Origin of the sequence: Methylotenera sp. (genome assembly GCF_030684185.1) — a bacterium.
Lineage (GTDB): Bacteria > Pseudomonadota > Gammaproteobacteria > Burkholderiales > Methylophilaceae > Methylotenera.
On record NZ_JAUXOY010000017.1, the window covers coordinates 122,620 to 135,918 of the forward strand.

A 13,299-nucleotide genomic window follows, 5' to 3' on the forward strand; every position below is an offset into this window, starting at 1 on the left:
TTGGCAGGCTTCCGTAGTATCAGGGAGACACCCTTTATGGCACTGGCAATGGCGTAATAGTCATCAACGAACTATCACCATCGGCCTGTTTAATCTCTATGGTTCGCAGCACATTGCCTGAACCTGCAATATTTATCTTAGTGACCACTTTTTTCATTTTATCTTCTATTGGCAGCAAGACGAGGCCCCAGCTTTGTTCATCGCCATCCAAACTTAATTTATACGTACGTTCGAGCGATTTGCGGTCTCCTGCCAGCGTGCCTCGTATACTGTCTATAAACGCGGCTATCTCCGGGTAACTTTGCAATGACAATGCTCGCTTTTTACCGCGCTGCTCTAGAGTCAAGATGTCCTTATCCAGCAACATACTCTCGGTTTTGGGCTTCAATGTGCGTTTTTCTAGACGGTCTGGTGCGCTATAAAATAGTTCACCAGATGACTCCACAGGCTTGTCGAGGATAGCGATAGATTTTATCTCGACAAAGCTGGCATGTCCGGATCGTATAGCTGACAGCGATTGCATCAGTTGGTCTATATTCCAGGCAGAGTCATTCAAGCTACGCTCTGCATGGCTGATGGGTGACACCAGCAGCATACTAAGCAGTAACAGGTTTGGTATTGCAAAGCGTAAAAACTTGGCATGGATAGCTTCTGATTTATTCATCTTGGTTTTAATCATACTGGTTTTAATCATATGGTCTTATTCACCTTTTTCATTCAAGGATGCAGGCACTGATTGCCAGTAATCAAAAAAATTAAACCAGTTATACGGTGCAAGACGAGTATAGCGGTTCAGCAGCTCAGTGTAGCGTGCGATAGCGATTTCCACGGCCTGGTCGCGCTGACCTCTGGGGGTGTCAGAGAAGTCAGCCAGCGTCTCAAAATGTATCTGGTAACGGTTATCTCCCATATACAGCCCGACCATAAATACCACAGGGCGTCGCAACAATGCAGCCATGCGAAACGGCCCGGTTGGCAATGCAGCGGTTGCACCTAACAAATTAACCTGTGCCATAGGTTCATTACCCAGAGTGCGGTCTGACAGCATGCCGACCAGCATGCCATCCTCCAGCCGCTCCTGCACTTGCAGCATGGAATCAATCCGCCCCAACGGGATAATATCCATCGAAGCTTCTGGATTTATTGCGGCCAGCATGCTGTTGATTTTTTGCGCGTTGTCTTCATGCATCACCATGGCAACGCGCACACTTGGAAGCTGTCGTCCAATCGCGCGCATGACCTCGAAGCTACCAAGATGCGCGCCCATTAACAGCACACCTTTGCCTGCGTCTATCAACGGATGGATGTTTTCCTTACCGTGTATCTCTATATCAAACAAATCATAACGGCGGTTGATAAGATAAATACGGTCATGTATGGTGGATGCGAAACAGAAAAAATGCCGATACAGATCCAGCCATGTAGCCGGCCTTCCCAATACACGCGGCAGATAACCAAGCGAGGCGCGACGGCTATCGGGAGCAAATAATACAAAATAGAGTGCAATTAAGTGCAGTACTAAGCGGGCAATCCTCCGACCCAGTCGCAGCGATATCCAGCTCATTATGCGCAACATCAGCATATTGCTGCGCTCCTGAGTTTTTAGCCAGGGTGCGGATTTTTTGTCAGTACTTTCTATAGGCCCTGTCATGAAATCCTGTTGCTTGGGGCAAAGCTTCCTGTAACGATTTGGCGGCTGCCCTCCAGCACTTCAAACTTGATTGAGCCATTCGCCAGTTGCTCGTGCACAATAATGACAGACTCACCGGGCTTTAACGGGCTCAGAAATTTGACTGAGCTGATTTGCCATGCCGTTACAGTTAAGCCGCTGTCGGCGACTATGACATGAATAACCTCATCCAGCAGCACTACTCCAGGCACGATGGGCGCGTTTGGGAAATGCCCAGCGAATGCCGGATGATCTGCAGCTATGGAGAGTGATGTCTGTTTATTCATGTGATATTTTTCAGGTCAGCCTTGCCAATATCCTGACCAATCTGTCCTGCAATAAGCTTTTGCAGTGCATCGCGCGGCAACTTACCTGTACTGTTACGTGGCAGTGACTCTACAAACAGCAATGGTCTTGGTAGAAAAACTGGGTCTATGCGTAGGCGCAAAGCTGCCAATAAAGTTGAAGCCGTCAGGCCGGGAGCAACCACGCAGGCGCTTAGGCGTGTAACATGGTCATGTGAAACTTCATCTGGCATAAAAAATGCGCCATCGATAACCCCGTCAACCGAATTCAAATGATGATTCAGGTTGTCCAGTGAGCTGCGTTTGCCCGCGATATTAACCAGGTCCTGTGTGCGGCCATGTAACAGAAAGTGCTCATGGCCAACAGTTTCTATGATGTCATTGAGAGGTACCGGAGTTTCTACATGTCCTCCTTCAGCCCAAATGCGTTCTCCATGCTGCATCAAGCGTACATCAGGCAACAATTGCCATTCCACTGCTTGTGTCGTGCGTCGTGTCGCTATCTGCCCGGTTTCGGTACTGCCGTATATTTCCAGCAGAGGTACTTTGCAGTTTGCTTCAACCTTATGTGCCAGTGGCGTAGATAAGGGTGCGGTCGCTGAGAGTACCAGAGCCAATTCTGGCAACTTAAGTTCGGCTTCTAGTAACAATCGCAAATGTAATGGAGTCGATACCAGGATACGTGGTGAAGGCACCGTTTCCAGAGCACTGCAAATATCTGCAGGGTAAAATGGTTGTGCACTACTCAAAGCATGGCCGCTTTGCAGTGGCAGCAATACGGTTGATTCGAATCCATACATATGCTGCGGCGGTATGGTACCAACTATGCTGTAGTGTCCGCCATTCATCAGCCCTAAACGCTCTGCCTGAGCTTGTACATTCTGCACCAAGGGGCCCCAGCTTTTTGAATGCGGGATAGGTGCACCAGTAGAGCCTGAGGTAAATACAACTGCCACCAACTGTTGCGCGTCAATCTGCGGTATCGTCACGTTCGCAGCATTGCACTCTAGCGAGTGTTCGGGCATCGCCGCCGGGTATCGCAGCCGCGGTAAGGCAATATCACAATCACCATTGTCATGCAGGCAAAATACATCGGCAGAAAAAGCCTGTAATTGCCGCACCATTTCTGGCGTATGCGTGGGCGGTAGCAGACTAATCTTGTTACTGATAATGGCAGCAGCCAAGCCAACAGTAAAGTGATACCGGTCGCGGCATATGTTCAGCATATGCCTGCCGGCCGGTAATAAAGTAGCAAGGCATTCAGCGTCTGCAAGGAATTTTTCAACAGAAATAGCCATGCCCTTACGCCATGCGACTGTTTCACTGAGGGAAGTATGAGTGACTAGTGGCAGAGTTCGCATGCAGAGTTAAAACTAGACTAGGGTTTAATGTAAAAAATTAGGTTTAATGTAAAAACTTGGGCTTATTGCGTGCGTGCAGAATTATTTAGATAGGCACGCACCGCATCAAGAATATGACTGGTGGGCAAGTCAGTAAGTACGCGACGACGCACTATAAACTCGACAACAAACATCAGTGCTACAAGCGGCAGCGTAAGAAAATTCACAAAGAACGACCACGTTGCCAGTGGCGCCATAAAAAACAGTACGGTTGAAGCTATAATCATCATGGCGAAAAATACCACCCAAGCTACCGTTACTTTGTGAGCATAACGTTCATGTTCTGCTGGCAGTTCCCCGCCATTGATCATCTCGGCAAAATGCACACACAAGGGCTTTTGGTCTCGTTGCAAAGTCCAGCCAAAAGTCACCAATAAACCCGACATAAGTGTTATATCCAGCATCCAGAATATAAGCCCGGTGTGCTGCCTGACAAGTGACCACGCAAACCACGATACTATACAGAAAATCAGTAATGAACTGATGCCGACTAGACGAGATGTGGTTTTCAATGAGAAAGTAATGACTAGCAAGAACATCGGCAACAACGCCAATATTGCGCCTAGCATGCTTGACTGGCCTGACGTATTGACGTGATGTACCAATACGGCATAAGTCACAATCATCACTACGATGCTTAACCCACGTGCAATCCTCATGGTCTCAAGCATACTTTATCTCCATGTTACTTTGTTTTGTGGATAGCAACATAATCTGTCAAATTGCGCAGGGAGCTAAAAATTCGATGATTATCCTCACTATCTGCTTTGAGTTGCAAGCCGTAACGCTTGGAAATAACAAGGGCAACCTCAAGAATGTCAATTGAGTCAAGACCAAGGCCGTCGCCATAAAGTGGAGCATCCAGGTCAATTTCAGCTGCAGTGGTGTCCAGATTTAAGGAATTTACCATTAGTTCAGCAACTTCAAGCTGCAAGGTCGAATTATTTTCTAACATGATCGTCTTTTGTAAAATGAACTCATTCCGATTGAATGATTATTTGATTTGTCTAATTGCCCATTATAGTGGACTTCCTGGATTTTCGTAGACGAATTTTGGCTTCTGTGAATATCCAATTTGGACATCTTGAATAATATGCTATGAATAGCCATCTACAGCAATCCATACCAATGGAATGGATGACCACTTTCTACTTAAAGCTAAAGTGAGGGTGCGATAGTACGCCTTCCCACTTAATCTCCATGTCACAGCTTATTATTGCCAAAGTTCATTCATTGACATCGACCAATTAAAAACGGGAGCTAAAGCTCCCGTTAATATACCTATAATTAGCACCCCTAATTAAGCTTGATTATTTTTACGACGACGTGACATAAAACCAATTAGACCTAAACCAGCCAACATCATTGCGTAGGTCTCAGGCTCTGGCACTGGCGTAACCCCGTACCAAGCATTACCTTGCGCGCCCTGACCTGCCCCTTGGATACGCAATGCAAAACTACCATATTGACCAGACGTCACTTGACTGAAATCAAATCCATTGGATGTCCAGCTCACTGTTTCACCACTTGACAACACATTACCACCAGAATCAAAACCAAAACCAAAATCAAATGCACCCACAGGCTGATTAGAATTTGTCGTGTTAATGGAAGTAATGCCCCCAGTAACGCCACTGATTGTTGGAATAGAGCCTGGAGTACCAAGGTAGCTAACCGCCAAGTCCGTTGCATTCGCATTTGGACCAAAACCAAATGACACCAAGTTACCTAACGACAAAGTAAACAGGTTTGAAGTGTCATCAATGGTTAACGTTGCAAAGCTTGATGATGGCGTAATACCCGGCCCGTTAAAAGGCGCACCACCAAAATCATAAGTATGAACAGCAGCAGAAGCGGTAGTTGCAAACACTAAACCAACAGCCACTATCAAAATAGATAATTTATTCATGACACTACTCCTTAAAATTTTTTATACATTCATAATATATACTAAGCTGTATTTTTATCAATGGCCCACTTGGGTGGTAGCTACACAGACTGGAATAGTTAGCTTAAATTAGCTGGGTTACACATAGCGTGTATTTAATTCTGCATGCCTTATTGATACACCAGTGCATCGCATGGTGTTTTGCAGTCTTTAAGCCGCGCGACCTCGGCATTTTCGACGATATCCCAAATTCTCCAAGAATATTGGTACTCTATGGATGGAGAGTCAGGCTTACGGTTACCCTCAGCAACCAATATCACAGCAAAGCCATTTTCAGGTTGCAGGCTATGGAGGTCAGCAATCCAGCGATCAAAAAGATGTGATCCTTGAAACTGGTCATTAGTGAGCTTCACTTTAGTTTGCCATCCTTTTACAGTAAGCGTATCCCAGCTTAGCGTGTAAAATTCATCATGGCTTTCTTCGTCTGATTCATGCAGCAAACGAAGCCTATCTCCACCCGAAGGGCCAAAGATTTCTTTAAGGGAAATAAACTCGCGGTTCATAAATAGTTGTGAATAATATTAAAAGTAAAGGTCGATGCCTAATGAGTTGATATTTAAATTTAATGTAGCCTCATACTGAACTGGGCGATTAAATCTACTGAAATGCAGATGTTCGGTTTTTTTCTTACCAACCATCTTTGGATAATACATTGCCCTGACTCCTGTTGACTTAAAGCAGTTTTGCTCTGAGAGATTGTGACAAGCCAAGTTTTTCTTTTCAAAAATAACAATATGGCTATCCTAAAGATTAGGTGATGCTACGTCTATGGCCCATTAGCACTAACAGAGCTGTAGCGGATTAAATATCCTGCCATGAAATTTAAATTCAACCGATTAAATAGCAACCGCTTATAGACAAAGAATTAGCTACAGCGCATTATTGCGCTATGTAATCAACCCATTTAAAACATATTGGAGAATATTATGCCCAATCACACTTATAAACTGATCGAACTAGTAGGGTCTTCAGTCATTGGCACTGATGATGCAATCAAAAATGCGATTGCTAAGGCTTCTCTAACCGTTAAGCACATGAGCTGGTTTGAATTAGTTGAAACTCGTGGGCATATCGTAGATGGCAAGGTTGCCCATTACCAGGTCACGATTAAAGTCGGGTTTAGAATAGAAGACTAGGCTGAATGACTTAATGGCTAGTGGTTGACCGTTAAACACCTGCTTAAAAACACCTTGAACCAAGTCGAAAATTTACAATCAGACATCACTAATATTAGTTAAATTATAAAGGCATGAATGATGAGACTTCATTTCCTAATCAAGGTGACATTCTTTATAGGCATTAGTCAAACTGCATTGGCTGAGCCCTCGCCAGAGCTTATATACAACCTTAAAGGCACCATCGTTAAGGTTCATACAGTGACTAGTACTGGCAGGCAAGGTAGCGGTTCTGGCGTAGTTGTGGCTGAAAACTTAGTTGCAACCAATTGCCATGTTTTGGCTGATTCTGCTGGCAGTAATATTACAGCGATGGGTGAAACCTATTCCCCTGTTGGCGTTAGAGCAGACTGGAAGCATGACGTGTGTATTTTACGTTTTGAATTCTTACCGCTAAAACCTGCAGCATTCGGTGACAGCAATCATCTTACTTATGAAACATCGACTTTTTCGGTAGGCTTTCCTGGCGGCGCCCCTAAGCCACTGACCACAACAGGTAAAATTAAAGCGCTCTATCCCATGGATGATAGTTATGTGATTCGCACTTCGGCTTCATTTCAAATGGGTGCAAGTGGCAGCCCGCTTTTTGATGACCAAGGTAAGTTAATTGGCATGAATACCTTTAAAAGTCCTGGTGCAAATGGTTATTTTTACAATGTGCCCGCCAAATGGATTAAAGCGGCAATGAACTTGCCAGAAACAGATAAAGTAATACAGACTGACACACCGTTTTGGGATGCCACACTGGAAAAACGGCCATATTGGATGCAAGTAGTGTTGCCCATGCAAGCCGGCAAGTGGCAGGATTTATTGACAGTAGCCTCAGCATGGCAACGGGAAGCGCCTAACGACCCGGAAGCGATTTATTATCTTGCACTCGCCCAAAACAACCTGGGGGAAGTGGAACAGGCTAAAACAAAATTTGAGCGAGTATTAGTACTTAACCCCCATCATACTTCAAGCATTTTGGCGCTGGCCCAAATTGCTAAAGTACAAGGTGCGCAAACAGCACTGAAAGATTTTAGCCGGATGCTGAGTGTGCTGGATGAAAGCTCACTTGATCTGCTCAACCCAACAACCAAGTAAATAAAAGATAATGCAGTAGTTTTTACTGCGTTTTGGCAGCCTGAATAACATTTATTACCAACTCATTTAACTGGCCTGCTGGCATAGCACCACTTACTCGACCAAGCTCTTTACCCATCCAAAAATAGGCTAGCGTAGGGATTGATCTGATGTTGTATTTAGCACCCAACAACTGCTCAGTTTCAGTATCTACTTTGGCATAAATCACTTGGTTGGCAAACTTTGCTGCGCTTGCTTTAAATGTAGGTGCAAACATTTTGCAGGGTCCGCACCATGGCGCCCAAAAATCGATAATCACCGGCAAAATACTTTGCGACAGAACCTCATTTATGTTCGTTTGATTCAGCACTATGGGCTCAGTTAACAAGCTTTTACGGCAGGCGCCACAGATTGGATTCTCTCCCACCTTATTGATAGGAAACCGATTTTCTTTTCCGCAATGCGGGCACTTAATTTGCATAATTAGATTTTAATATCTTTTTCGGCAACCAACCAGTAATCCATTGGTGAACGACTGAAGCCATCAGCCTCTGCCCTAAGATATGCTTCACGCTCAATTAATCGATGCAACTCTAATTGATAAGCTACCGGCATTACAGGTGGGGCTACCAGAGTAACATTCTCCTTGTTTTTAGTGTCCATGATGTGCTCTTTCAATTCATTATAAAAAAACCAAATGTTATTGGCAAACACCACAAAAATCCATTCGTGCAGCCACTTATAAGCGCTGGCCCTTATCAATTAGATTGCTATTACTCACTGTGGGGGGGGGGGTGCGTTGTGGTCGCCTAGCTACTTTGCAGGAAGCTGTGGCAGCGCACTGATTGCTGTTATTCGGCAGTATGTTGAGCAACAACAAACACCGCATTGAACGGCTTCGCCGTTCGCGCCTACATCCCCGCCCAGAAGGATGAGGTTTTACGCGTTAATTGATAAACATTTTAGCGGGACTGGATTAAGCCATATACAATGAGAAATATCATGCGCACAGTCAATATGCTTAAAGTCAAGCTCAGCCTTTCACAGTTGAGGGAATCTATTGAGCAAGGTGAAAGAACGTGAAATCATCATTGCAAAACAGGCAGACCAGACGCTAAATTGGTGCATATCGAATCAATAAATACCGAACCATGAATGGGCGTTGCTAGAAGCGCTTTTTATGTTCCGGTTAATATGGATAACTGCAATCACGAGATTGTTCGATTATCTCTTGGGGGGGCACAACTTGAACGGCGATTTCATGATAAAAATACTAATTTCACTAATATAATATGTCCCTTACGCAGAATTACACACGTGCCGATGTCATTCGCTGGCTTGGTAGCCATGAAGTGCAAAAAGGCATGGCTTATCTGAATGCGGTCAGTCATTTAGTAGTGACAGGTGAGGCTATTTCGGCGCAGGTGAAAGGTACTACACGCCAGCCGTATCAAGTCAATATTGATTTTCTTCAAAATACAGATGGAAAGCTGCGCATTGATGCGAACTGCACTTGCCCTGTTGGTTACGAGTGCAAACATACCGCCGCTGTTTTGCTAAAGACACTAGTAAGCAGTCGTGCTGAGCTACGTCATGCTGAACCCACAAAAATCCTAAGCCCACAAGTCAACCCTGCTGTTTTGGAATGGTTGGATAATTTTCGGCGGTCGGTCTCAAGCACTTCTAAGCAGAAAGCATCAACCACGCCAGCCAAGCGCGCCGAGCAACTATTTTATGTGCTCAAACAAAACCTCTACAATAACGAATACGGCATTTCCATCATGAAAGGGCGTGCTGATATTAATGGAAGGCCGCACGCCAGTGCACAAGGCTGGGACAATGTTGAACGCACGATAATACATCCACCTAAATTTGCGGATGAAGAAGACATTGCAGTTTTGCGTTCACTTTGGTCGATGCGCAGCAAAGATCGATACACCGATATTTTTCCTCTCAAAGGTCGCTTAGGAGAAGATGCACTGAAGTCTCTGCTTGCTGCGGGTAAGCTGTTTTTTGCAACGCGGCTAGAGAATCGTTACGAATATGTGATTTCAGGCCGGCTTTTGCAGGGCGAAGAGCGCCTAGGCAGATTAGAGTGGCAGCCTGGTAATAATGGCGAGATTATTCCAAAGGTGCTTGCGACACCCCATGCAACTACCTTTCTGGCCTTGGACGAAGTGTGGTATATCGATGCAAAGACTGAGGAAGTTGGGATACTCAACATCCCTTGCTCAGCAGAAGAAATCACCCGTCTGATGACCCTGCCACCGCTATGTGCCGAGGATGTCGCGGTAGTGGCGAACGTCTTACGTGAACTCGCGCCCAACCTGTCTTTACCGGATAACGTAACTACTTTACGTACCATCACAACCGCGCCTGTACCCACACTTAACCTTGCTACTTCGCCACGCATATGGTCGGCCCAGTTTCGTGGTTATCCTTACGGCAATATTGAAATTGACTATGCCGTCGCAACATTTAACTACGAAGAGTTTAGCTTTCCAGCTGGAAGTACTACCGAGTTTGTTACCACGCCTGATGGCGAAGTGATACTTATCAAACGGCAAGCTAAAGTGGAAGCGAATTTACTTAAATCGCTAGAATTATTTGGTTTACAAAAAATTCCCCCGCATATGCTTTATAGCCTACCGCAAGCTAGATGGTGGTACGCACTGCATAATGAACATGTCTGGGCTGAGTTTATGCAAATCACCATCCCCAAGCTACGTGAAAAAGGTTGGAACATTGTTATTCCACCTAATTTCCGTCATCTAGTATTAGAAATCAGCACTTGGGATGCTGACATCAGTGAAGACGAAAATGGCTGGTTTAGCCTTGATATGGGCATTATGGTTGATGGTAATCGTTTACCACTGGCGCCCTTACTTTACGAACTATTTCAGCGCGAACCGCGCTGGCTGGATATTAAACAACTCCTACAAATAGACGATACTGAAAAAATTACGCTACTACTGCCCGATAGCACGCGCATATCAGCCCCTGCTGAGCGCATTAAAATGCTGGCACTCACCCTAATTGACTTGTTCGATCGTCGTCCTGAGGGTGAATTGCGTTTTTCTAAACTGGATGCGCCTAGACTTGCTGAACTTTCCAATATGGAGCGATGGCAATTCAAAGGTGCAGAAGCGGTTCGCCAACTTGCAGATAAGCTTAAACGTCAAACAGGGATTGAAGCCATTACGCCGCCCATTGGGCTCACCTTGCAACTACGCCCTTACCAACTTGAAGGTCTCGCTTGGCTGCAATATCTGCGCGAGCAAGATCTGGCTGGCATACTTGCTGACGACATGGGGCTAGGTAAAACCGCCCAGGCCTTAGCACATATTCTGCTAGAAAAAGAAGCAGGTCGCCTAAACCGCCCTGCCCTCATCGTGATGCCAACCTCACTCATATTTAACTGGAAGCATGAAGCCGCACGCTTTACACCTGATCTTAAAGTATTATCGCTACATGGCAAAGATCGCGCTGAAAACTTCCCGCATATTCTTGAGTATGATGTGGTGCTCACCACTTATCCGCTGCTATGGCGCGATGAAGAAAGCATTGCTGCACACGAATTCCACTTACTGATTTTAGATGAAGCACAAGTGGTTAAAAATGCTGCCAGTAAATCTGCCCAAACGGTGCGTAAGCTTAACGCTCGCCACCGACTATGCTTAACAGGCACGCCGCTAGAAAATCATTTAGGCGAATTATGGGCACAGTTTGATTTTCTGTTACCTGGTTTTTTAGGCGATAGCAAAACCTTCAGCAAAATATGGCGCACTTCCATAGAAAAACACGGTGACACACAACGCCGCGATTTGCTGGCGCGACGTATCAAGCCCTTTATTTTGCGTAGGCGCAAAGAAGATGTTGCCAAAGAACTGCCACTCAAAACCATTATCGTGCGCAGCGTGGAGCTAGAAGGCGGTCAGCGCGACTTATACGAAGCGGTACGCACCGCCATGAATACACGAGTGCGCGAAGAAATTGCCAGTAAAGGCTTTGCCCGCAGCCATATTGTCATTCTCGATGCCCTACTCAAATTACGCCAAGTCTGTTGCGATCCGCGTTTACTGAAAAACGAAGCTTCCAAGCGCGTTAAAGAGCGCGCCAAGCTGGATATGCTCATGGAAATGCTGCCAGAACTGGTGGACGAAGGTCGTCGCATACTGGTATTTTCACAATTTACTTCTATGCTAGATTTAATAGAAACTGAGTTGGTTCAGCAAAAACTAGGCTACGTGCTACTCACAGGCAATACCCAAGACAGAGAAAGCGTAGTCCGCCGCTTTCAAGCAGGCGAAGTGCCTATCTTCCTCATTAGCTTAAAAGCAGGCGGGGTAGGCTTAAACCTCACCGCCGCCGACACCGTCATTCATTACGACCCGTGGTGGAACCCTGCCGCAGAAAATCAAGCTACTGACCGCGCGCACCGAATCGGGCAGAAGAATAATGTGTTCGTGTATAAGTTAGTGGTTGCGGGCAGTATTGAAGAAAAAATACTCGCCCTGCAAGAGAAAAAAGCAGACCTCGCCGCTGGTGTGCTTTCTGAAGATGCAAATGGCTTGGCTAAGTTTGGTACAGATGACTTGGCGGCTTTGCTTGCGCCATTACCTAGTTAAAAACAACGATTTTAAGTTAATCTCAGACATAATCACGCGACTTTTAACATAAAATCTACGTGAACGGTATCATATCCAAAGGCTATTTTACCCATTTCGGTTTTATCTAACACCCCTGCTTTTAATAGCATTTGCACTGGAATGCACTGAAATTAACACACTGCCTTTATATTACGATGTACACGTCTGGCAATTTCACGTTAGGCTAACGGTTCACTGCCTGTAAGCACCTTTAGTATCGCCATATGGTTAGGAGCCAATACTTTCCACAGCAAATCAAGGCTGGCAAAGCCAATATACGCGCCTTTAGCCAACCGCTCACCATTCCTAGCCGGAAGTGGTCTTTCACTCCCTAGTGAATGCGCCCTACCGGGCGCACAAAAAAAACGGGAGCATCTGCTCCCGTTTTATCTCTATCAAACTAACTAAAAAGTTAGACTCAACCGTTTTTGCGACGACGTGCAACAAAACCCATTAAACCAAGACCAGCAAGCATCATTGCGTAAGTTTCAGGTTCTGGTACTGTTAAAACAGCATGGTTATCAGTTTCAAAGGCATTTCTAGTGGAAATGAATCTCACACTATCAAAGAAATCAACTGGGCTATTTGCTGCAAAGTTCCAAAAACTTCCAACGCTACGATCGCCATTTGCTGCCACGCTTGCAATACCCGCCAATGTAACTCCATTAAATGACTGAACGAGGCTTGCTCCATTATAAAATTCGACGCTATTAAAAGCATCAGGAGAACCACCGTAATAACCAAAGTAACTTGATAACCCAGCAAATGCAACTACGCCTGGTGTTGAAGTGGACGGCCCCACTGAGAAATAATTTGTATTATCGCTTGGCGGCGATGCATAAAAACCATTGTTAGTCCCATTTACAACTCCACCACCCGTATAGCCTGTTGGGTTTATCAATGAAGCGTTAAAGTCTGTCGTTACAGCACCAAGAAAAATTGATTTCTCACCATAGGTTCCAGAAGGGTTGCCATCTCCACCAATTGTAACTGTTAATGCAGCTGATGCTGATGAAGCAGCGAACAATGCCATCACCGCTAAGGCTGTACTCAATTTACTAAATTTATTCATAACAATCTCCTCTGCC

14 protein-coding genes and 1 pseudogene are annotated in these 13,299 nt (G+C 45.3%); 4 read left to right on the plus strand and 11 right to left on the minus strand.

The features are described 5' to 3' along the window. Nucleotides 1-34: 34 nt before the first annotated feature. The 8 genes from Q8J82_RS08365 to Q8J82_RS08400 all read right to left on the minus strand — a co-directional run bounded on the left by Q8J82_RS08365 (nt 35) and on the right by Q8J82_RS08400 (nt 5,825). Nucleotides 35-694 carry a LolA-related protein gene (locus tag Q8J82_RS08365; RefSeq protein WP_305328117.1) on the minus strand — a complete coding sequence of 220 codons (660 nt, stop codon included), beginning with the start codon at nt 692-694 and terminating at the stop codon, nt 35-37. A 6-nt stretch (nt 695-700) separates the two neighbouring features. Next, nucleotides 701-1,651: an acyl-CoA synthetase gene (locus Q8J82_RS08370; RefSeq protein ID WP_305328118.1), complete on the minus strand. Its 951-nt coding sequence runs from the start codon at nt 1,649-1,651 to the stop codon at nt 701-703. Then, entirely contained in the window at nt 1,648-1,956 is a 309-nt protein-coding gene (locus tag Q8J82_RS08375; RefSeq protein ID WP_305326190.1) for a hypothetical protein, read from the minus strand. The genes Q8J82_RS08370 and Q8J82_RS08375 overlap by 4 nt, the downstream gene beginning before the upstream one ends. Next, complete coding sequence (locus Q8J82_RS08380) at nt 1,953-3,272, minus strand: AMP-binding protein (RefSeq protein WP_305326189.1); 1,320 nt, start codon at nt 3,270-3,272, stop codon at nt 1,953-1,955. The genes Q8J82_RS08375 and Q8J82_RS08380 overlap by 4 nt, the downstream gene beginning before the upstream one ends. A 125-nt stretch (nt 3,273-3,397) precedes the next feature. Beyond that, nucleotides 3,398-4,045, minus strand: coding sequence for a hypothetical protein (locus Q8J82_RS08385; RefSeq protein WP_305328119.1), 648 nt, complete (start codon nt 4,043-4,045; stop codon nt 3,398-3,400). 14 nt (nt 4,046-4,059) lie between these two features. Then, complete coding sequence (locus Q8J82_RS08390) at nt 4,060-4,329, minus strand: phosphopantetheine-binding protein (RefSeq protein ID WP_304890060.1); 270 nt, start codon at nt 4,327-4,329, stop codon at nt 4,060-4,062. A 345-nt stretch (nt 4,330-4,674) separates the two neighbouring features. Next, nucleotides 4,675-5,283 (minus strand): FxDxF family PEP-CTERM protein, encoded by a 609-nt coding sequence (locus tag Q8J82_RS08395; RefSeq protein WP_305328120.1) that lies wholly within the window; start codon nt 5,281-5,283, stop codon nt 4,675-4,677. A gap of 149 nt (nt 5,284-5,432) precedes the next feature. After that, entirely contained in the window at nt 5,433-5,825 is a 393-nt protein-coding gene (locus Q8J82_RS08400; RefSeq protein ID WP_304890062.1) for a hypothetical protein, read from the minus strand. 420 nt (nt 5,826-6,245) lie between these two features. Here Q8J82_RS08400 and Q8J82_RS08405 point away from each other — a divergent pair, with 420 nt between their 5' ends. Continuing rightward, nucleotides 6,246-6,458: a dodecin gene (locus Q8J82_RS08405; RefSeq protein WP_370653512.1), complete on the plus strand. Its 213-nt coding sequence runs from the start codon at nt 6,246-6,248 to the stop codon at nt 6,456-6,458. Nucleotides 6,459-6,575: 117 nt separating this feature from the next. Next, on the plus strand, nt 6,576-7,583 hold the full coding sequence (locus tag Q8J82_RS08410; protein WP_305328121.1) for a serine protease: 1,008 nt from the start codon (nt 6,576-6,578) through the stop codon (nt 7,581-7,583). A 22-nt stretch (nt 7,584-7,605) separates the two neighbouring features. Here Q8J82_RS08410 and trxC read toward each other — a convergent pair whose 3' ends face one another. Then, nucleotides 7,606-8,043, minus strand: a complete 438-nt coding sequence (gene trxC, locus Q8J82_RS08415; protein ID WP_304890065.1) for a thioredoxin TrxC — start codon at nt 8,041-8,043, stop codon at nt 7,606-7,608. Nucleotides 8,044-8,045: 2 nt separating this feature from the next. Next, on the minus strand, nt 8,046-8,225 hold the full coding sequence (locus Q8J82_RS08420) for a DUF2934 domain-containing protein (protein ID WP_304890066.1): 180 nt from the start codon (nt 8,223-8,225) through the stop codon (nt 8,046-8,048). Between the two features lie 130 nt (nt 8,226-8,355). Here Q8J82_RS08420 and Q8J82_RS08425 point away from each other — a divergent pair. Both Q8J82_RS08425 and Q8J82_RS08430 read left to right on the plus strand, forming a co-directional pair. Next, nucleotides 8,356-8,454, plus strand: a pseudogene (locus Q8J82_RS08425) (transposase); the annotation flags it as partial. Between the two features lie 400 nt (nt 8,455-8,854). After that, nucleotides 8,855-12,190, plus strand: a complete 3,336-nt coding sequence (locus tag Q8J82_RS08430) for an SNF2-related protein (protein WP_305328122.1) — start codon at nt 8,855-8,857, stop codon at nt 12,188-12,190. A 439-nt stretch (nt 12,191-12,629) separates the two neighbouring features. Here the strand turns inward: Q8J82_RS08430 and Q8J82_RS08435 are convergent, their stop codons facing one another. Continuing rightward, nucleotides 12,630-13,283, minus strand: a complete 654-nt coding sequence (locus Q8J82_RS08435; protein WP_304908977.1) for a PEP-CTERM sorting domain-containing protein — start codon at nt 13,281-13,283, stop codon at nt 12,630-12,632. Between the last annotated feature and the right edge of the window lie 16 nt (nt 13,284-13,299).